Annotated in this window: 21 protein-coding genes; 8 read left to right on the forward strand and 13 right to left on the reverse strand. The window is 60.4% G+C overall.

Annotated features, from left to right (window positions below):
* Window positions 1-6: 6 nt before the first annotated feature.
* From rpsB to DZG07_RS14530, 3 genes are all read right to left on the reverse strand, one after another.
* Window positions 7-801, reverse strand: coding sequence for a 30S ribosomal protein S2 (gene rpsB / locus DZG07_RS14520; protein WP_091916797.1), 795 nt, complete (start codon window positions 799-801; stop codon window positions 7-9).
* A gap of 214 nt (window positions 802-1,015) precedes the next feature.
* A complete protein-coding gene (locus DZG07_RS14525) occupies window positions 1,016-1,330 on the reverse strand; it encodes a DUF4031 domain-containing protein (protein WP_119818103.1) in 315 nt (104 codons plus the stop codon).
* Window positions 1,331-1,343: 13 nt separating this feature from the next.
* The gene (locus tag DZG07_RS14530) at window positions 1,344-2,180 is read right to left on the reverse strand and encodes a cell envelope integrity EipB family protein (protein WP_091916873.1); all 837 of its coding nucleotides are present in this window, start codon (window positions 2,178-2,180) and stop codon (window positions 1,344-1,346) included.
* A gap of 139 nt (window positions 2,181-2,319) precedes the next feature.
* Between DZG07_RS14530 and DZG07_RS14535 the strand changes: the two genes are divergently transcribed.
* The 4 genes from DZG07_RS14535 to DZG07_RS14550 all read left to right on the forward strand — a co-directional run bounded on the left by DZG07_RS14535 (window position 2,320) and on the right by DZG07_RS14550 (window position 5,315).
* The gene (locus tag DZG07_RS14535; protein ID WP_091916795.1) at window positions 2,320-2,784 is read left to right on the forward strand and encodes a RidA family protein; all 465 of its coding nucleotides are present in this window, start codon (window positions 2,320-2,322) and stop codon (window positions 2,782-2,784) included.
* Window positions 2,784-3,527: a glycerophosphodiester phosphodiesterase gene (locus DZG07_RS14540; protein ID WP_197716910.1), complete on the forward strand. Its 744-nt coding sequence runs from the start codon at window positions 2,784-2,786 to the stop codon at window positions 3,525-3,527. Before DZG07_RS14535 ends, DZG07_RS14540 begins: the two co-directional genes overlap by 1 nt.
* 47 nt (window positions 3,528-3,574) lie before the next feature.
* A complete protein-coding gene (locus DZG07_RS14545; RefSeq protein ID WP_119818108.1) occupies window positions 3,575-4,798 on the forward strand; it encodes a GNAT family N-acetyltransferase in 1,224 nt (407 codons plus the stop codon).
* Window positions 4,799-4,886: 88 nt separating this feature from the next.
* On the forward strand, window positions 4,887-5,315 hold the full coding sequence (locus DZG07_RS14550) for an HIT family protein (RefSeq protein WP_119818111.1): 429 nt from the start codon (window positions 4,887-4,889) through the stop codon (window positions 5,313-5,315).
* Here the strand turns inward: DZG07_RS14550 and DZG07_RS14555 are convergent.
* On the reverse strand, window positions 5,312-5,659 hold the full coding sequence (locus tag DZG07_RS14555; RefSeq protein ID WP_119818114.1) for an AzlD domain-containing protein: 348 nt from the start codon (window positions 5,657-5,659) through the stop codon (window positions 5,312-5,314). The genes DZG07_RS14550 and DZG07_RS14555 overlap by 4 nt on opposite strands.
* Window positions 5,656-6,414, reverse strand: a complete 759-nt coding sequence (locus tag DZG07_RS14560; RefSeq protein WP_119818116.1) for an AzlC family ABC transporter permease — start codon at window positions 6,412-6,414, stop codon at window positions 5,656-5,658. The genes DZG07_RS14555 and DZG07_RS14560 overlap by 4 nt, the downstream gene beginning before the upstream one ends.
* 281 nt (window positions 6,415-6,695) lie before the next feature.
* Between DZG07_RS14560 and DZG07_RS14565 the strand changes: the two genes are divergently transcribed.
* From DZG07_RS14565 to DZG07_RS23875, 3 genes are all read left to right on the forward strand, one after another.
* The gene (locus tag DZG07_RS14565) at window positions 6,696-7,115 is read left to right on the forward strand and encodes a VOC family protein (RefSeq protein WP_119818119.1); all 420 of its coding nucleotides are present in this window, start codon (window positions 6,696-6,698) and stop codon (window positions 7,113-7,115) included.
* Between the two features lie 272 nt (window positions 7,116-7,387).
* A complete protein-coding gene (locus DZG07_RS14570; protein WP_119818122.1) occupies window positions 7,388-8,719 on the forward strand; it encodes an ammonium transporter in 1,332 nt (443 codons plus the stop codon).
* A gap of 37 nt (window positions 8,720-8,756) precedes the next feature.
* The gene (locus DZG07_RS23875) at window positions 8,757-8,930 is read left to right on the forward strand and encodes a hypothetical protein (protein ID WP_162931625.1); all 174 of its coding nucleotides are present in this window, start codon (window positions 8,757-8,759) and stop codon (window positions 8,928-8,930) included.
* 82 nt (window positions 8,931-9,012) lie between these two features.
* On the opposite strand, the gene clpA is transcribed toward DZG07_RS23875, so the two are convergent.
* The 3 genes from clpA to DZG07_RS14585 form a co-directional block, all read right to left on the reverse strand.
* Entirely contained in the window at window positions 9,013-11,490 is a 2,478-nt protein-coding gene (gene clpA, locus DZG07_RS14575) for an ATP-dependent Clp protease ATP-binding subunit ClpA (RefSeq protein ID WP_091916787.1), read from the reverse strand.
* An 8-nt stretch (window positions 11,491-11,498) separates the two neighbouring features.
* Complete coding sequence (gene clpS / locus DZG07_RS14580) at window positions 11,499-11,828, reverse strand: ATP-dependent Clp protease adapter ClpS (protein ID WP_091916871.1); 330 nt, start codon at window positions 11,826-11,828, stop codon at window positions 11,499-11,501.
* A 271-nt stretch (window positions 11,829-12,099) separates the two neighbouring features.
* The gene (locus DZG07_RS14585) at window positions 12,100-12,429 is read right to left on the reverse strand and encodes a phasin family protein (protein ID WP_091916786.1); all 330 of its coding nucleotides are present in this window, start codon (window positions 12,427-12,429) and stop codon (window positions 12,100-12,102) included.
* A gap of 272 nt (window positions 12,430-12,701) precedes the next feature.
* Here DZG07_RS14585 and DZG07_RS14590 point away from each other — a divergent pair, with 272 nt between their 5' ends.
* Window positions 12,702-14,132 carry a D-alanyl-D-alanine carboxypeptidase gene (locus DZG07_RS14590; protein ID WP_162931626.1) on the forward strand — a complete coding sequence of 477 codons (1,431 nt, stop codon included), beginning with the start codon at window positions 12,702-12,704 and terminating at the stop codon, window positions 14,130-14,132.
* 31 nt (window positions 14,133-14,163) lie between these two features.
* Here DZG07_RS14590 and DZG07_RS14595 read toward each other — a convergent pair whose 3' ends face one another.
* The 5 genes from DZG07_RS14595 to DZG07_RS14615 form a co-directional block, all read right to left on the reverse strand.
* Complete coding sequence (locus tag DZG07_RS14595) at window positions 14,164-14,859, reverse strand: DnaJ domain-containing protein (protein ID WP_119818128.1); 696 nt, start codon at window positions 14,857-14,859, stop codon at window positions 14,164-14,166.
* Entirely contained in the window at window positions 14,856-15,590 is a 735-nt protein-coding gene (locus DZG07_RS14600; protein ID WP_119818131.1) for a VWA domain-containing protein, read from the reverse strand. The genes DZG07_RS14595 and DZG07_RS14600 overlap by 4 nt, the downstream gene beginning before the upstream one ends.
* A 79-nt stretch (window positions 15,591-15,669) precedes the next feature.
* Complete coding sequence (locus DZG07_RS14605; protein WP_119818134.1) at window positions 15,670-16,281, reverse strand: 50S ribosomal protein L11 methyltransferase; 612 nt, start codon at window positions 16,279-16,281, stop codon at window positions 15,670-15,672.
* Window positions 16,282-16,364: 83 nt separating this feature from the next.
* A complete protein-coding gene (locus tag DZG07_RS14610; RefSeq protein ID WP_119818137.1) occupies window positions 16,365-16,802 on the reverse strand; it encodes a DUF1489 family protein in 438 nt (145 codons plus the stop codon).
* A gap of 63 nt (window positions 16,803-16,865) precedes the next feature.
* Complete coding sequence (locus DZG07_RS14615) at window positions 16,866-18,266, reverse strand: L-serine ammonia-lyase (protein WP_119818140.1); 1,401 nt, start codon at window positions 18,264-18,266, stop codon at window positions 16,866-16,868.
* Window positions 18,267-18,371: the final 105 nt, after the last annotated feature.

Genomic DNA, 18,371 nt, shown 5'->3' on the forward strand with positions numbered 1-18,371 from the left:
GCGGTATTAAGCCTCGGGCGCGGAGCCTTCGGGTGCTGCAGCAGGCGTCTCGTCGAGAGCCGGCTCGACCGGAGCTTCGATCGCAGCGCCAACGTCGACGCCGAGAGCGCCCTGCTGGCGAGCGATGCCGTCGATAGCAGCCTTGGCGATCAGGTCGCAATAAAGCTGGATGGCGCGTGCCGCGTCGTCATTGCCCGGGATCGGGAAATCGATCTTGTCCGGATCGCAGTTCGAATCGAGAACGGCAACAACCGGGATGCCGAGACGCTTGGCTTCCAGGATGGCGATCGCTTCCTTGTTGGTGTCGATCACGAACATCAGGTCAGGCGTCGAGCCCATGTCCTTGATGCCGCCGAGAGCCTTGTTGAGCTTCTCGCGCTCACGATCAAGGTTCAGGCGTTCCTTCTTGGTGAAGCCCTGGGCTTCGCCGGCCAGCATTTCGTCGAGCTTGCGCAGACGCTGGATCGAGTTCGAGATCGTCTTCCAGTTGGTCAGCATGCCGCCGAGCCAACGCGAGTTGACATAGTACTGAGCCGAACGCTGTGCAGCATCGGCAACGATGTCCGAAGCCTGGCGCTTGGTGCCGACGAAGAGGACGCGGCCGCCCTTGGCGACGGTGTCCGACACCTGCTTGAGCGCCTGGTGGAGCAGCGGAACCGTCTGCGACAGGTCGATAACGTGGATGTTGTTGCGAGCGCCATAGATGTAGGGCGCCATCTTCGGGTTCCAGCGGTGGGTCTGGTGGCCGAAGTGAATGCCAGCTTCCAAAAGCTGGCGCATGCTGAAATCAGGCAGAGCCATTCTTAGTTTCCTTTCCGGTTAGCCTCCACGGACAAACTGACGATCTTCCGGCCTTGTTCGAAAAGTCTCATGACTTTCGCGTTCGGGCCGTAAAACGCCACCGGAGGTTTCAGCCGGATTTCTCCCGGGCAGACACCAAAGTCCGTGTGTGGAATGAGCGCGCATATAGAGGGTGAAGCCTGGAAAAGCAAGCGCGCATGGTTTGATGCGCGCTTCAGGCCACTTCGGCGACCGGCACAGCGCGAACCTGCGCCGGTATTTTCTTGCCCGCGTGAACCTTCACGCGCCTGAAAACGGTGACGATTTCCTCGCGGCTGCAGGCGACCGCTCCAAGCCTCAGAGCCCGATCCCGCTCGAAGGCGGTGATATCGTAGTGAGGCGCGGTGGTTTTCGGCGGTCCCTGGTAGGACGAGCGATGCAGACCGAGCCGTGCTGCGAAACGATGGAGTTCGGCCATGTCATCCGCCATCAGATGGCACCAGCGACGGCCCGCCCAATGCCAGATCGCATCATCGACATAGACCGCCATCAGCCGAATACGCCTACTTGTCGCATTTCTGCTTGGGAGCCGGAAACAGCGACAGGTTGACCAGCTTGCCGGTCATCGAGAATTCGCCATAGTCCATCATCAGATCGCGGGTCAGGCCATTTTCGTGCAGCTTGAAGCTGATGCGGTATTCCGGCACTTCCTCGCCGCCATCGGCAGATTGGTCGTCGAAATAGGCGATTTCGACCGGCCAGTACTTGTCCTTGCCGAGCGTCTTGAGCGCGGGCAGTTCCGGATCGCTCTTGTCTGCATCCGAATCGGTCTTCTTGCCGACGATGACAGTGGTCGTCATCACCTTGTCGGCATCCTCGGAACCATCGAACAAATTGGTTTCGTAAAATGTCTCGCCGCTGTTGGCCTTCTTGATCAGCTCTTCCAGGTGCTGGGTCGGAAACTGCGTGGCCGACAGTTCGAGATCGCTCTTTTCAGGCTTGTCGATGGCGACCTTCAGCCCGTTATCCTCACGCGTGGCGGTGCCTTTCACTTCCTTGTCAAGATTCTGGTCGACAAAGGACTTCGTAACGAAGCTGAAGGTCTTGCCCTCCGCGTCCTCGAAAGTCGTTGTCTGCTGATCCGTGACCCTGGAGTTGTCGCCTGAGTCGATCTGCGTGACGAAGCGGAACTTGACCGTATAGCCTTCACAGGGCGAACCGTTGAACTCGTAGACCATGCGTCCGGCAAGACTGGTTATGCCGGAGCGATCGGAAGCCTTGTCGAGCACGAGATCGTAGACCGCGCGATGCGGCGCCAGAGGCGTTGCGGCAAAGGCGGGCACAGCAAGCAGCGCCGACGGTGAAACAAGGGCAAGCAAGGCAAGGCGCAGTGCGCGCATGAAGACGCTCCGATCGGCGCGGTCCGGATTGGCCGCTGGAAAGATGGTCACTTTAAAAAAAGTCGTGGCGGAAGCGAGGCAAAAATAGCAGTTTGCGCGCGACAACCGATTTCCACCATTAAAGACATAGGGAAAGACGATGGGCGAAACAATCGAAAACCGGCTCAAGGATCTGGGCGTCTACCTGCCGCAAGCTGCAGCCCCTGCCGCAAATTACGTGCCCTTCATGCAGAGCGGCAAGCTCGTCTTCACCGCCGGCCAGTTGCCGCTGAAGGATGGCAAGCTCGTCGCTTCGGGTCTGCTTGGCCGCGATCTCGACACCGCCGCCGGCAAGGAAGCGGCCAAGCTGTGCGCCATCAACATCCTGGCGCAGGCCAAAGCAGCAGTCGGCGATCTCGACAAGATCAAGCGGCTGGTGAAGATCACCGTCTTCGTCGCTTCATCGCCGGACTTCACCGAGCAGCACCTCGTTGCCAATGGCGCATCGGATTTTCTGGTCGCAGCGCTCGGCGATGCTGGCAAGCATGCGCGCTCGGCGGTCGGTGTGGCGGTCCTGCCGCTGAATGCCGCCGTCGAGATCGAAGCCATCATCGAAGTCGCCTGATAGCGAGCAAAGCCATGACCGACCTTTCCTGGCTGACGGCCCGGCCGATCGCCCATCGCGGCTACCATGACCAGAACAAGACCGTGTGGGAAAACACGCTCTCTGCTTTCCAGCGCGCCGTCGACAAGGGCTTTGCCATCGAATGCGATGTGCATCTGTCGTCGGACGGCGTGCCGATGATTTTTCACGATCAGGGCCTGGAACGCCTGACCGGCACAGACGGCTTCATCTGGCAGCGAACGGCCGGCGAACTGGCAGCCTTGCGGATCGGCGGCACCGCCGATCACGTGCCCACCCTTAGGGAATTGCTCGACCTGGTCGACGGGCGCGTGCCGCTGGTCGTCGAACTGAAGGGTATTCCCGGACGTGACGACGGGCTGGTGAAGCGCGTGTGCGACATGCTGCATGGCTACAAGGGCAAGGTGGCGATCATGTCGTTCGACCACTGGCTGGTCCGCCAGTTTCCGGCGCATGCGAAGAAGATACCGACCGGGCTGACTGCCTACGGCACGAAGAACCATGAGGTCGAGCCCCATTTCTCGATGCTCGCCTACGGCATTTCCTTCACCTCCTACAGCGTGACGGAACTACCCAACCGCTTTGTCGATTTCGTGCGGGAAAAGCTCAGCATGCCGGTCATCACCTGGACCGTTCGGGATCGGGCGATGGTGGAGCATACATTCGCCCATGCCGACCAGATGACCTTCGAAGGCTTCGATCCGGATGCCAATCTTACATCGTGAGCCAAAATCCTCTTGCACTGCAAAAACGGCGACGTATCTAAAGCTACATGGACAGCGAAAGCGACGGGCAGGGAAAGCAGGCGGATGGCCAATATGTCATCCGCACCGTCGACAGTATCAACGCTTTTTCCCGCGATGAATGGGACAGGTTTTCAGGCGCCTCGCGCTGCGTATCCGAAAAGCCGTACAACCCTTTCGTTTCGTTCGATTTCCTGAACATTCTCGAAGAATCCGGTTGTGCCTCACGCCGCGCCGGTTGGCAGCCGCACCATCTGCGGCTCGAAGCGCCGGACGGGGCAGTTCTCGGGGCCGCCCCGTGCTACGTGAAATCGCACAGTCAGGGCGAATATGTCTTCGACCATGGCTGGGCCGATGCGTTCGAACGCGCCGGCGGGCAGTACTACCCGAAACTGCAGGCATCCGTACCGTTTACGCCCGCGACCGGACCGCGACTGCTCGCGGCACAAGGGGTGAGTGCCGACGCGGCACGAGCCGCCCTCGCCTCTGGCCTGAAACTGCTGACCGACCGGCTCGGCGTTTCCTCGTCCCATGTCACCTTCGCGGAGCAGGATGACATGACCGCGCTCGAGAGCGCAGGCTTTCTTGCGCGCACCGACCAGCAGTTTCATTTCTTCAATGAGAACTTCTCGAACTACGACGATTTTCTCGCCACACTCGCTTCACGCAAGCGCAAGGCGATGAAGAAGGAACGCCGCGAGGCACTTGCAAACGACATCTCGATCGACTGGCTGACCGGCAGCGATCTCACCGAGCGCGCCTGGGACGATTTCTTTGCCTTCTACATGGATACGGGTAGCCGCAAATGGGGCCGGCCCTATCTCAACCGGAAATTCTTCTCGCTGATTGGCGAGCGCATGCGTGACGATGTGCTGCTGGTCATGGCCAAGCGAAACGGCCGCTACATCGCCGGCGCGATCAACTTCATCGGCTCGGACACGCTATTCGGACGCAACTGGGGCTGCATCGAGGACCATCCGTTCCTGCATTTCGAGGTCTGCTACCATCAGGCGATCGACTTCGCGATCCACAAGGGCCTGAAGGTGGTGGAAGCCGGCGCCCAGGGCGAGCACAAGCTGGCGCGCGGCTATCGGCCAGTGACGACCCACTCGGCCCACTACATCGCCCACCCCGGCTTGCGGAACGCCATCGCCGAGTATCTCGAGCGCGAACGCCGCGAGGTCGAGCGCATGAGCGAGTATCTCGAAGAGCACGGACCGTTCCGCAAGACCGACAACGATCCCGCCTCCTGAAGCAATTTTCCTGCACTCCGTATCGCCGCCTTGATTGCAGGCCCTTCATCAAACGAATATGACCGCTCTATCGGATCACGAGAGGCAGATGATGGCTTACGACGACAGCAACGTGTTCGCGAAAATCCTGCGTGGCGAGCTGCCGTCACATAAGCTCTACGAGGATGCGGATACATTCGCGCTGATGGACATCATGCCGCGCGGCGACGGTCATTGCCTTGTCATCCCGAAAAAGCCGTCGCGCAACATTCTCGATGTCGATCCCGACAGTCTCGCCGCCGTGATGCGCACGGTGCAGAAATTGTCGCGTGCGGTGATGAAGGCTTTTTCGGCCGACGGCGTTACCGTCCAGCAGTTCAACGAGACGGCGGGCGGTCAGGTGGTGTTCCATCTCCACGTCCACATCCTGCCCCGCTTCGAAGGCGTGGGTTTGAAGCCGCATACGGGCGCGATGGAGAAGCCTGAAATTCTGACTGCCAATGCCGAGAAGATACGCGCCGCCCTCGCCGACAGCTAAAGCATGTAGAGCCCTGCCAGGAGGGCAAGCTCGGCTGCGATGATGCCGACAAGCACGCGCCGGCCGAGCAGCATGTAGGCAGCGAAACCGATAGCGGCCGCACCGATGCGCAAGCCGACAGGCGTGCCTGCCAACTCGCCGCTTGGAAAGATGATCAGATTGCCGATGACCGCTGCCACCAGCGCCGTGGCAACTGTGCGCACCAGAACAAGAACGTCTGATTCTTCCGAGATACGGCCGCCGAAATAGACACCAAGAAAACGCCAGGCGTCCGTCGCCAGCCATCCGGCGACGAGGATGAACAGGAACGGCCACCACCAGGCGTCTATCGACCCGAACGTCATCGGGCTGCCCTTTTCCGCGTCATATGATGGAAGATATACGCACCGCCGCCGCCGATGAGGCCGGCGAGAAGCAGGTCGAAGCCCGGCCAAATCAAGTGGAAGGCCGGTCCAAGCACCAAACCCAGAACCATCGCGACGTGCCCTGCCCGCTCGCGCGCCGAGCCCCAGAGGGACATGAGAAAATACATCGGCGTGAGCAGGAAAAGGGCAGCCGCGACCGCCGGCGGCAGGCTGTCGGCCAGCAGGAAGACGACCGCCACCACGATCATGTTGAACAAGACCAGGGTCGGCCCCAATCCAGCATAATAGCTGGTACGCATTTCACGCGGGATACCGCCAAGCCGCTCCATCGCCAGAACCCAGGAGGTTACGGCGACGAAATGGGACAGGAAATAAAGAAACCACTTCGATGTGCGAGGGCCCTTCAATTCCGGCACAAGCGCCACGACCATCGGCATAAGGCGAACCGAAGACAGCGCGACGGCAAAGGCTGCTGCCGGCAGCGAAGCACCCGATAGAATGCCGCCGATAAGAACGACGTTGGCCGGCAGCGCCCAGACAGTACCGGTCATGAAAACGGTCTGAACCAGCGTCAGTCCCGCTTCCTTTGCCAATCCGGCAAAGCCGATATGGGCGCTGGCAAGGAGCACGCCCGGAACGGAGAAAGCAGCCCAGACGCCGCGCAGATACCAGACCAGGCGCCCGGCAGTGTCGGCGTCGGAATCGATGGAAATTGCGGTGGCTTCGTCGGACATCGCTTTGCCGCTTAGCACATGCAAAAAGCCGAGGCGACGTGAAATACGTGGGCCAGAACATGCCGGCCGACGCCGATCAGAGTGGCAGGAGATAGCAACAGACACGCCTGCTATGCTTGAGCCGACCAATGTCCTGCGCTATTCTACCGACGTCGAAAAAGGCGGATCGGTGTGGTTAGCCCGGTCGTTTCCTGCGGGAAACTCTGTCTGGCGCTTGCGCCAAGTCCCATGACGTAGCTCTGTCGCATGGTGCGTCAGCGCAAACGTTAGGGATATGAACAATGCAACAGCAAGTCTCGGTACTCACCCTGGGCGTCGCCGATCTGGCGCGGTCACGGCGCTTCTATGTCGAAGGTTTTGGCTGGCAGCCGATTTTCCAGAACGAGAATATCGTCTTCTACCAGATGAACGGTTTCGTGCTCGGAACCTGGCTGGAAACGTCGCTTTCCGCGGATATGGGGCGCCAGCTGGTCAAGCCGGGCGCCTTCGCCATGGGCCATAATGTTCCTGCCAGAAATGACGTCCAACCGACCATGGATCTTCTGGTCAAAGCCGGCGGTCGCCTGCTGAAAGCCCCGACCGAGCCGCCACATGGCGGCTTCACCGGCTATGTCACCGATCCGGACGATCATGCCTGGGAAATCGCGTGGAACCCTGCCTGGGTTATCAGCCCGTCCGGCCTGGTCACCTTCGGCCTTTGAGTAATAGAGCTACCGGTCGCGCTCAAGCGCGGCCGGTTCCCTGCACCCATATCCTTTCAGATCAGAAGGTTGGATCATTTTCCTCCAGAGAAAAACATTTGCATTGCCTCTTTTTTTTGCATAGCGTGAAGCTGCCCGTTTTCAAAGCAGGGGGAGCATTGAAGCTGGGATATTCGCAGCATAGCGGACCGCCGAAGGCGGCATAATCAAAGGGAGAAAGTCCGGGAAGGTTGGGGAGGTGTCGTCACAACAACACCGAGGGGTAACAACTAATGGAACCGGCAGAACTGCAAACCAAGATAGAGGCGCTGGAGGCGTCTCTGAAAATGGCCACGGCGGTCAACACGGAAGTATTCTACTGGTGGTGCACCGCCTTGATGCTTTCGATCCATGCGGGCTTTCTCGCTTATGAAATGGGAGCTTCACGCGCCAAGAACGCGCTTGCTTCCGGCATCAAGAATCTCGTCGCCTTCGCCTTCCTGATACCGTTCTTCTATTTCGTCGGCTGGTTTATCTACAACGCCTTCCCGACAGGCTTCACCATGTCGGAAGCCGGCGCCAACAACCTGCCCTGGTCGTCCGCCATGGGACCGAACCTTGCCGACAACGCAACCGGCATCTTCTGGGCCGCATTCACGCTGTTTGCCGCAACCACAGCTTCCATCATGTCGGGCGCCGTCATCGAGCGCATCCGCATCTCCGGCTTCACGATCCTGGCGATCGCGCTGGGCTCGGTGGTGTGGATTCTCGGCGCGTCGTGGGGATGGCACCCGGAAGGCTGGCTCACCGCAAGCTGGGGTCTTCATGACATTGGCGCGGCGGGCTGCGTCCACATGGTCGCCGGCTTCTTCACACTCGGCGTGCTGATCAATCTCGGACCGCGCATCGGCCGCTTCAACGCCGACGGCAGCGTCAATGAGATCAACGGCCACAACATGCCGATGTCGCTGATCGGCCTGATGCTGATCGTCATGGGCTTCTTCGGCTTCCTTGGCGGCTGCATCATCTACACCGGCGACACCTGGATGACGATCTACAACACGCCGACAACGCTTTCGGCCTTCGCCTTCAACACGCTGATGGGCGTCGCCGGCGGCATGCTCGGCTGCTATCTCGTCACCCGCGATCCGTTCTGGATGATGTCCGGCGCGCTGGTCGGCGTCATCTCGTCGGCGCCGGGCCTCGATGTCTATTATCCGCCGCTCGCCTTCATGATCAGTTTTGCCGGCGGCTGTGTCATCCCGAAACTCAACGAATTGCTGCTCACCAAGTTCAAGATCGACGATGCAGTCGGTGCGGTCGCCGTGCACGGCTTCGGCGGCGTCTGGGGCCTGGTGGCTTGCGGCATCTTCGCGTCGGGCTATCCGAATGCCGAAGGACCTGCCATCTCGTTCCTTGGACAGGTCCAGAGCATGCTGGTGTTCGCCGTCCTCGGCTTCCTGCCGGGCTACGTGCTTTCCTATGTGCTCAAGATGTTCGGCCTGCTGCGCAGCAGCGAAGCCGCTGAGCTTGCCGGTCTCGACCTCGCCGAGGTTCCGGTGAAGGCCTATCCGGAATCGCGCATCCCCGCCTTCGGCGACGGCGCCCTCAGCCCTGCAGAATAATGAATGCAATCAATGATATAAGCGGAGAAGTTTTATCATGAACAGCGCACCGATCACCGCCTGGGAAGGCGCGGAGGCTTATTTCACCTTCGCCGACAAACCAGCCCTGCTCGTCGTCTTCTGTCTCGCTGCCCTTGCCACCTGCGTCTACACCATCGTCAGCATGGTCAAGCATGAGAACTCGAGCACGAAGAAACTGAGCGGCAAATAAGACGGCTCAATCGTCTGCCAAAAAGAAACCCGCCGGCTTTCGCCGGCGGGTTTTTCGTTTCAGGACTTAGATGTCTGGCCGCTCAGCCCTTGCGCGGCAATTGCGGCACCAGGCTGCGCTTCGTCCCGTCCTTGCCCTTGGGCGGGGACTTCGGCTTCGGCGCCGCCGCCGGTTTCTTGGCGACTGCCTTCTTGGCGGCCGGCTTCTTTGCCGGAAGCTTCTTCGGCTCTTCCTTCTTCGGCTTGACCGGCAGTTCATCGGCAAGCGATTCGAGCTTCAGGCCGGTTTCGCCGGTCTCCTTCTTCTCGACCGTCACGCGGACGGTGCCACCCTTCTTGAGCTTGCCGAAGAGAACCTCGTCGGCCAACGGCTTCTTGATGTGCTCCTGGATGACACGGCCAAGCGGCCGGGCACCCATGCGCTCGTCATAGCCCTTCTCAGCAAGCCAGGCGATGGCATCCGGCGACAGGTCGAAGGTCACGCCACGCTCCGAAAGCTGGGCTTCCAGCTGCATGACGAACTTCTCGACCACCTTGTGCACGACTGGAACCGGCAGTGTACCGAACGGGATGATCGCGTCCAGACGGTTGCGGAATTCCGGCGTGAACAGCCGGTTGATCGCCTCAACATCATCGCCTTCGCGCTTGGTCGAGCCGAACCCGATCGCCGCGCGCTGCGCGTCCGATGCGCCCGCATTGGTCGTCATGATCAGGATGACATTGCGGAAGTCGATCTGCTTACCGTTGTGGTCGGTCAACTTGCCGTGATCCATGACCTGCAACAGGATGTTGAACAGGTCCGGATGCGCCTTTTCGACCTCGTCGAGCAGCAACACGCAATGCGGATGCTGGTCGACACCGTCGGTCAGCAGGCCACCCTGATCGAAGCCGACATAGCCGGGAGGCGCGCCGATCAGCCGCGAGACCGTGTGGCGTTCCATATATTCCGACATGTCGAAGCGGATCAGCTCGACGCCGAGCGACAGGGCCAGCTGCCGTGCGACTTCGGTCTTGCCGACGCCGGTCGGACCTGAGAACAGGTAGGAGCCGATCGGCTTTTCCGGTTCGCGCAGGCCGGCACGTGCCAGCTTGATCGCCGAAGACAGCGCGGTGATCGCCGTATCCTGACCGTAGACGACACGCCGCAGCTCGGTCTCGAGACCGGCCAGAACCTGCTCGTCATCGGCAGAAACGGTTTTCGGCGGAATGCGGGCCATCGTCGCGATGGTCGCTTCGATTTCCTTGATGCCGATCGTCTTCTTGCGCTTACCTTCGGGCAGAAGCATCTGCGAGGCGCCAGTCTCATCGATCACGTCGATCGCCTTGTCCGGCAGCTTCCGGTCGTTGATGTAGCGCGCCGAGAGCTCCACCGCAGCCTTGATGGCTTCGTTGGTGAACTTCACCTTGTGGAAGTCCTCATAATAGGGCTTCAGGCCCTTCATGATCTCGATCGCATCGTCGACCGTCGGCTCGTTCACGTCGATCTTCTGGAAGCGCCGCACCAAAGCGCGGTCCTTCTCGAAGAACTGGCGGAATTCCTTGTAGGTGGTCGAGCCAATGCAGCGTATCGCGCCGGAGGACAGCGCCGGCTTGAGCAGGTTCGATGCATCCATCGCGCCGCCCGAGGTGGCACCCGCCCCGATCACCGTATGGATTTCGTCGATGAACAGGACCGCACCCGGATACTCTTCGAGTTCCTTGACGACCTGCTTCAGCCGCTCCTCGAAATCACCGCGATAGCGGGTACCTGCAAGCAGGGTACCCATGTCGAGCGCAAAGATCGTGGCGTCAGCGAGCACCGACGGCACATCGCCCTCGACAATGCGCTTGGCCAGCCCCTCGGCGATCGCCGTCTTGCCGACGCCGGGATCGCCGACGTAGAGCGGGTTGTTCTTCGAGCGGCGGCACAGCACCTGGATGGTGCGGTTGATCTCGGATTCACGACCGATCAGTGGATCAATCTTGCCGGCCCGCGCCTTCTTGTTGAGATCGACGCAATAGGCAGTAAGCGCGTCCTGCTGCTTCTTCTTGCCGCCCTCCTCCTGGGCGTCGCCGCCACCGGAGGAGCCGCCGGACTGATCGTCCTCGGCACCGCGCGGCGTCCTGCTCTCACTGGCGCCAGGCCGCTTGGCTATCCCATGCGAGATGTAGTTGACCGCGTCGTAGCGGGTCATCTGCTGTTCCTGCAGGAAGTAGGCAGCGTGGCTCTCGCGCTCGGCAAAAATAGCGACAAGCACGTTCGCACCCGAAACCTCGTCGCGGCCCGAAGACTGGACGTGGATAACGGCGCGCTGAATGACGCGCTGGAAACCGGCGGTAGGCTTCGAATCTTCGTCGTAGCCGGTGACCAGATTGTCGAGTTCAGTGTCTATGTAGGTGAGCACAGTGTGCTTCAGATCGTCGAGATCGACGTTGCAGGCACGCATTACGGCGGCCGCTTCGGCGTCATCGATCAGCGCCAGAAGCAGATGCTCAAGGGTTGCATATTCATGGTGGCGCTCATTGGCGAGTGTCAACGCCTGGTGCAGCGCCTTTTCCAGGCCTTGGGAGAAAGCCGGCATTCAGTACCTCATTTCTTCTCCATCACGCATTGCAGCGGATGTTGATTCTGACGGGCAAAATCCATGACCTGGGACACTTTGGTCTCGGCCACTTCAAATGTATAGACCCCGCATTCACCGACGCCATGATTGTGAACATGCAGCATGATGCGGGTAGCGGCTTCGCGATCCTTCTGGAAAAACCGTTCCAGAATATGGATGACGAATTCCATCGGCGTATAGTCGTCGTTGAGGATCAGAACCCGATAAAGGCTGGGCTTCTTTGTCTTGGTCTTCGTGCGCGTGATTACGGCTGTGCCTCGGCCGGGGCCATTGCCCCCGTCCTGGCCATTTTGCATATGCGCCACTCGCTTGGTCGTGGCATCCCCGCCGTTCGTCACTTGTACCATGCCTTTCGCGGGATCCTCACCCGAAGCTCGAATGTAGGTAGTCGACACCAGATTTTAAGCCCTTCTTTCTTGGTGACAATATGCTTGCTCGTTTCAGGGGCGACGATTTCAGTCAATCGTGATCGGATAACGAGCAAGAAGAACGAAAAAACCCGGCTGCGCAAGGCAACCGGGTTTATGGCAGAGCGATGAGCTCCGCGAATAGGTCAATCGCGAAAAATTACTTCGCCTTGGCAACGATCGATTCGAAAGGCTTGTAAGCCTCCTTGGCGAGATCGGCATAGAGTTCCCCGAGCTTGGTAGCCTCGGCAACAAAGCCTTCATAAGCCTGCTTGGCGTAGTCGGTCTGGATCTCGAGAGCCTTTTCCAGGGAACCCGACGACATCACTTTTTCAAGCGCAGCAGAACCACTCTCGAACGACTTCTTGGAATACTCGCCCGCTTCGGCAGCGATCGCCTGCGCGCTCTTGGAGACGGACGCAAAGCTCTTCAGGCTGTTGTCCATGAATTCCTTGCCGAATTTGCTCGTGTCTTCAAACGACTGCATCATCTGCGCATTCCCTTTCGTTGTCGGTTGGTCTGGCGCTTTTTTGTGCGATGCCGCTAATTTATTGTGCGATGCACAAAAAGTCAATCAGCATTGCCCCAACGGCAGGCAATTTGCGCGTCGTCGAAAGATAAATTTATCCTAAATCCAAAACAAAATGGTGAACGTTACGGTTACCATAAACGGATTGGTAACGCTGTGACCCTACTGTGACCGGAAAGTGAGGCAGGAGCCTTTGCCGCCTCGGGTGCAACAAAAATCCAAAGGGTGTAACAGTGCGTCAAGCGTTTGCAGGCATTGCTCTCCGAAAAGTATTCTCCGCAAAATCCGCAATCGCAGCCTTTCTCGCCATTACGATGTGCGTGGCGGCAGTCGGCTCGGCGGCGGCGGATGCGAGATATGCTGCGATCGTCGTCGATGCGAATACCGGCAAAACGCTGTTTTCGGCGAATTCGGAATCGCGACGTTTTCCGGCATCGCTGACCAAGATGATGACGCTGTACCTGACCTTCGAAGCGCTCTCGCGCGGCAAGATCAACAAGGACACCCGCGTCCCCTTCTCCGCCCAGGCATCCGCGCAGCCGCCGACGAAGATCGGTGTGAAGGCAGGCGGCTCGGTCACTGTCGAAACCGCGATCTACGCACTCGTTACCAAATCGGCCAATGACGCCGCCACCGCGCTTGCCGAACTCCTCGGCGGCTCGCAGGACAATTTCGCACGTATCATGACCGCCAAGGCGCGCAGCCTCGGCATGAACAGCACCGTTTTCCGTAACGCCAACGGCCTCCCGAACTCGGCCCAGTTCACCACCGCTCGCGACATGGCCACGCTCGGCATCGCGCTGAAAGAGCACTATCCGCAGTATTACGGCTATTTCTCCACCCGCTCCTTCACTTATGGCCGGCAGCGCATGCCGAACCACAATCGCCTGCTTGGCCGCATTAAGGGCGTGGATGGCATCAAGACCGGCTATACGAATGCTTCCGGTTTCAATCTGGTCTCGTCGGTTTCCGACGGCAACCGCCGCATCGTCGCGGTGGTGATGGGCGGCGCCAGCGGTGCTGCCCGCGACAACCACATGGCCGACCTGATCAAGAAGTATCTGCCCCAGGCTTCCAACGGCGGCAAGGGCGGCCCGCTTATCGCCAGCGCCACCACCTCGCCGATCGGTGCGATTGCCAAGGTGCTGCTGCCCAAGCATGACGCGCCGACGCCGGATACACGCCCCGGTGCCGATATCGTGGTTGCGGCCGATGAAGCGCCGGCCGTGGTCAAGCGCAAGGTTGCACGCACGCCGGAAACAGTCGCCGCTCCTGTCATGCAGGCCTATGCCGATCCTGCGCCAAGGCCACAGGCTGAGGTCGAAGAAGTTGCTGAACAGCGTACGGCTGCAGTCGATCAGGCAGTTGCCATCCAGCAGGAAGTCGATCCGGCCCATACCGCATCTGTCGGCCCGTCCGGCTGGGCGATCCAGGTTGCTTCGTCGCCGAGCCGCGAAGAAGCCCAGGCATTCCTTTCCAAGGCCAGCCAGCAGGCTCCCAAGCTTCTTTCCGACGCCGCGGCCTTCACCGTCCAGTTCGAGAAGGGTGGCGTGACCTACCACCGCGCACGCTTCGGCGGCTTCGGCACCAAGACTGCCGCGTGGGACGCCTGCGCTGCTCTGAAGAAGAAGAAAATCGCCTGCTACGCAATTCAGAACAACTGAAACACTCCGGGTTGTTTCGTGTCGAAGGAGACTAATGGTGATTGGTGAGCAAGACGTCCTTGGCTTCGTTGATCCGCGCCGCCAGGAAAGACGTGCCTCCGAGATCGGGGTGCAAGCGCTGCATCAGGCGGCGGTGCGCCTTGCGGATATCCGCCGCGGTGGCCCCCGTTTCAAGACCAAGGATCTTGTAGGCCTCCTCCTTAGTCATGGCGCCAGAACCTGGCGGAATACCATGCCCGTCGCCACCGTGCGCATCCGCGTCTTCGCGCCAGACGGGAAACCGGCCATCAAGATAAGTCTCTAGCAATTGACGGCTCTCCTGGTCACCGGAGAGGTCTGCGTAGAGTTCCTTGAGTTCCTTCAGTGACATGGCGCTCAGCATCTTCTGCTCGTGCCGGCCGGCAAGCACCATGCCTTCCAGCACGCCGCTGTCGTGATCGAGCTCCATCTCAAGTGCGGCCGTGCGCACAGTCGAGCGCTTTCCCGGCGTCTTTTTCTTTGACGCGCGCATGCGTCCCGCGGAATACCAGGCGAAAGCTGCCGAAAGCAGCATGCCGCCGAAACCGGCGCGACCGACAAGTAGAAACACCACACCCATAAGCCCGACGGCGATAGGACCAGCGAGCGTCGCCGTTCTGGCAAGGCTGGCGGGTTCGGCGCGCAGAAAAATCGTGCCTGCCACCAGCAGCAGCATCGCAAGGCTCAGGATTCCAAGCAGAAGGCTCATCCGGACCTGCCGCGCAGATGTTCGATCATAAGCCGGTCCTCCTCGCGCCCGCGCGCTTCAAGCGCCTTCAGGCCACCCGTTGCAAAGACCGCGATTGCCGAGAGCAGTTTTGCCAGCATCGCCGGCGCGTTTCGGTCGAACCGAAACCAGGCACCCTTCGACAGCCGCGCGATTTCCTTGAAGGCCGCTTCCGCGAGATGGTCCTTGCCTTCCTGAAAGACGAAGACGGGAACGCCATGCAGGCCGAGATTGCCCGCCTTCACCGCAAGATCATCCACATCCTCCTCCATCGCATCGCCGATATAGACGAGCGCGCCAACTTTGGAGCGGCCCACCTCCTTCAGCGCATGCGAAAGAACCTTGCCGATCTGGGTATGGCCGCCCTGACAGGAGATTCGCATCATCAACCGCTTCAGCGACGCCGTATCGGCCACGAATTGCGAAGAACGGCATTCGCCGAGCCCGCGAAAATAGACGAGCTGGACATTGAGCGAACCGGCATGCTGCACGGCATCGAACATTTCGGCCTGAAGCGAGCAGGCGAGATCCCATGTCGGCTGCCGGCTCATCGTCGCATCAAGCGCCAGAATGAGGCGGCCTGAACCAGGCCCCTTCCCCACACCGAGCGCTCGCGCCTGCCGCACGAAAGCCTCGACATCCTGCGCGCTCGAATGCCTTTCAACGGGCGCGCCGCGGTTTCCGATCGGTGCTGGTGGCTTCTTTTCAGTCATGAAAGGAAGATGTGGCGGGATTGCCCGGCTTGCAAGCCGGGTTAGCGTATCATGGGTAAAAACGGCTTGATGCGCGACTTCATGGCTCAAGAGCAAAAACGGCGCTGGGGCGTATATCGGCGTCCCGGCCAACGCCGAAATCCGGCACTCGATATTCGGCAAGCTGCCGCAACCGAGAACGAGGCAGATACGCCCGCCCCGGATCGCCGATCAGGACATCGATACCGGCATCCAGGCATCGGTCGAGAAAAGCGGTGACGCGCTCGGCAAGTCGACTTTCGTAATAGAGGTCGCCGACAGCTACGAGATCGACCGAGGGCGGTGGTCCTGGTGTGAGATCGCTTCCGATTGCCGTGATCGAGACACCATTTTCCGCCGCGTTCAGGCCGATGGCGGCAAGGCCGTTGCGGTCGATTTCGGCAGCAAACACCTCGCTTGCACCTGCTTTCATCGCGGCAATCCCGACCAGTCCGGAGCCTGCCCCGAGATCCAGCACCCGCCGGCCCGTCACTATTTCGGGTCGATCGAGGAAATATCGCGCCAAGACCAATCCGCCTGCCCAGGGATAGGCCCAGTAGGGGGGTAAAGGGTCTGCATCCCCTTCGGTTTCGGTAAGGCGCCGCAACCCGCTGCCCGGATGCGCCGTGTAAAGCCTGATCTCGGGTATGAAAGGCACCGCGATGACATGCATGTACGTGCGGATGAAGCTTGGTGCATCGTGGTCAGCGGGTTGGGCGATTGCACCCGGCGCTTCGGAACTATCGGCGGGTGCGCTCAAAGCAGTCCGAGGGCGGCCAGTTCACGGCGAAGTTTCGGCGGCATTTCCATCAGGCCGGAATTGCCGGAACCAAGATCGGCCGGGGCATCAGGCGCCTTGAGGTAGCGCCAGCCCTGAAAGGCCCGGCGTGGCTGCCAGTCGGTGCGGATAACGGCGGGGTCAAGCACCAGATGGCAGCGCGAAATGCCCTCTTCGTCGACAAAAGGGCGGATTTCCAGAAGCCGCTGCCGGCACTGCACGTTGCTCTTGATGACCCAATAGAGCGAACCGCCGTCAATGAGTTCCGCGCCGCGCGTCGGCATCATGCGGGTCGTGTGATACTGCTCGACCGGTTCGCCATTGCGCCGCCGCTCGTCCAGCCGGAATGCGATCCACTCTTCCAGATCCTCGACGCTGTCGCAGCCGACGCAGAGTTTTATGAGGTTCAGGGCCATGGCCAATGGTTTAGCGCCGACATCGGCGTCGTCAATTCAAATCACCGTTCTCCACAGGCCGGCTCAGCACTCGACCACATTGACGGCGAGACCGCCCAGGCTGGTTTCCTTGTAGCGCTCGTTCATGTCCATGCCGGTCTGGCGCATGGTTTCGATTGCAGCATCGAGCGGCACGAAGTGCGTGCCGTCGCCCTTGATGGCTAGCGACGCCGCCGTCACCGCCTTGACCGCACCGAGCGCGTTGCGTTCGATGCAAGGCACCTGCACAAGACCGCCGACGGGATCGCAAGTCATGCCGAGATGATGCTCGAGTGCGATCTCGGCGGCATTCTCGACCTGCTCCGGCGTGCCACCCATGACGGCGCAAAGCCCGGCTGCGGCCATGGCCGATGCGGAACCAACCTCGCCCTGGCAGCCGACTTCGGCGCCTGAAATCGAGGCGTTGGTCTTGATGATGCCGCCGACGGCAGCTGCCGTCAGCAGGAAATCGCGGATGCTTGCCTGATCGGCCTCGGGGTGGAAATGCAACCAGTAGCGCAGCACCGCAGGCAGCGTACCGGCAGCGCCATTGGTGGGCGCGGTAACGACGCGGCCGCCGGCGGCGTTCTCCTCGTTGACGGCCATGGCGTAGATCGACAGCCAGTCATTGGCCAGAAGCGGGTTTGGCCGGTTCTGGCGCCATTCTTCCTGCAATTTGTCATGAAGCTGGCGGGCACGGCGGCGCACCTTCAACCCACCCGGCATGATGCCGTCCTGCGACAGGCCGCGCTCGATGCAGTTCTTCATGGCGCCCCAGATGGCATCCAGGCCCGAATCGAGTTCATCGCGCGACTGGCGCGTCTCCTCGTTGACGCGCTTCATCTCGGCAATCGACAAGCCGCTCTTGCCCGCCATTGCCAGCATTTCGACGGCATTCTTGAACGGATATGGCACTTTCGGGCCGGTCGACGTGTCGCCACGGGATTTCAGGCGCTGAAGCTCTTCCTCGGAGACGACGAAGCCGCCGCCAATCGAATAATAGATGCGCTTCAGAAGCAGTCGGTCGTTGGCATCATAGGCATAGAACGCCATGCCGTTGGCATGGCCGAGCAACGGTGTCTTCTTATCCAGCACCAGATCGCTCGCCGGATCGAAGCGATAGGACGGATGGCCGGGTGGTGCCACGCGCTTCTCCGCCGTGATTTTCTCGATGATCGCATCGGAAAGGTCAGGGTCTACGGTCGTGGGTATCTGGCCGGCAAGGCCAAGGATGACGGCACGGTCGGTGCCATGGCCGACGCCGGTATAGGCAAGCGAACCGTGCAGGCTGGCAGCAACGCGATCGACCTTCGCGCCGGACGGACGCGGCCAGTCATCGCTCAGGATTTCCGCTAGAAAGCGGGCCGCAGCCGTCATCGGTCCCATCGTGTGCGAACTGGACGGACCGATGCCAATCTTGAAGAGGTCGAATACCGACAGGAACACGAGCGGCTGGTCTCCGTGGACTGCAAAGCGCGGGCTGCGCTTGTCACGTCTATATATGGATGTTTGGGCGCTTTTGTCAGGCGAAGCTTGGCGCTTCCCGACCTT

This window comes from Mesorhizobium sp. DCY119, from assembly GCF_003590645.1.
Classification (GTDB): Bacteria; Pseudomonadota; Alphaproteobacteria; order Rhizobiales; family Rhizobiaceae; genus Mesorhizobium_M.

Bases quoted from the DNA above. Each gene is read 5' to 3' on its own strand.
- DZG07_RS14605 (WP_119818134.1), bottom strand. From the start codon at position 16,281: ATGCATGTCATCGCGGTGCCTTTCATACCCGAGATCAGGCTTTACACG.
- DZG07_RS14555 (WP_119818114.1), bottom strand. From the start codon at position 5,659: ATGACGTTCGGGTCGATAGACGCCTGGTGGTGGCCGTTCCTGTTCATC.
- DZG07_RS14595 (WP_119818128.1), bottom strand. From the start codon at position 14,859: ATGAGCCTTCTGCTTGGAATCCTGAGCCTTGCGATGCTGCTGCTGGTG.
- clpA (WP_091916787.1), bottom strand. From the start codon at position 11,490: ATGCCGGCTTTCTCCCAAGGCCTGGAAAAGGCGCTGCACCAGGCGTTG.
- DZG07_RS14535 (WP_091916795.1), top strand. From the start codon at position 2,320: ATGGGCGAAACAATCGAAAACCGGCTCAAGGATCTGGGCGTCTACCTG.
- DZG07_RS14600 (WP_119818131.1), bottom strand. From the start codon at position 15,590: ATGACTGAAAAGAAGCCACCAGCACCGATCGGAAACCGCGGCGCGCCC.
- rpsB (WP_091916797.1), bottom strand. From the start codon at position 801: ATGGCTCTGCCTGATTTCAGCATGCGCCAGCTTTTGGAAGCTGGCATT.
- DZG07_RS14570 (WP_119818122.1), top strand. From the start codon at position 7,388: ATGGAACCGGCAGAACTGCAAACCAAGATAGAGGCGCTGGAGGCGTCT.
- DZG07_RS14550 (WP_119818111.1), top strand. From the start codon at position 4,887: ATGATGGCTTACGACGACAGCAACGTGTTCGCGAAAATCCTGCGTGGC.
- DZG07_RS14585 (WP_091916786.1), bottom strand. From the start codon at position 12,429: ATGATGCAGTCGTTTGAAGACACGAGCAAATTCGGCAAGGAATTCATG.
- clpS (WP_091916871.1), bottom strand. From the start codon at position 11,828: ATGCAAAATGGCCAGGACGGGGGCAATGGCCCCGGCCGAGGCACAGCC.
- DZG07_RS14610 (WP_119818137.1), bottom strand. From the start codon at position 16,802: ATGGCCCTGAACCTCATAAAACTCTGCGTCGGCTGCGACAGCGTCGAG.
- DZG07_RS14545 (WP_119818108.1), top strand. From the start codon at position 3,575: ATGGACAGCGAAAGCGACGGGCAGGGAAAGCAGGCGGATGGCCAATAT.
- DZG07_RS14565 (WP_119818119.1), top strand. From the start codon at position 6,696: ATGCAACAGCAAGTCTCGGTACTCACCCTGGGCGTCGCCGATCTGGCG.
- DZG07_RS23875 (WP_162931625.1), top strand. From the start codon at position 8,757: ATGAACAGCGCACCGATCACCGCCTGGGAAGGCGCGGAGGCTTATTTC.
- DZG07_RS14560 (WP_119818116.1), bottom strand. From the start codon at position 6,414: ATGTCCGACGAAGCCACCGCAATTTCCATCGATTCCGACGCCGACACT.
- DZG07_RS14530 (WP_091916873.1), bottom strand. From the start codon at position 2,180: ATGCGCGCACTGCGCCTTGCCTTGCTTGCCCTTGTTTCACCGTCGGCG.
- DZG07_RS14525 (WP_119818103.1), bottom strand. From the start codon at position 1,330: ATGGCGGTCTATGTCGATGATGCGATCTGGCATTGGGCGGGCCGTCGC.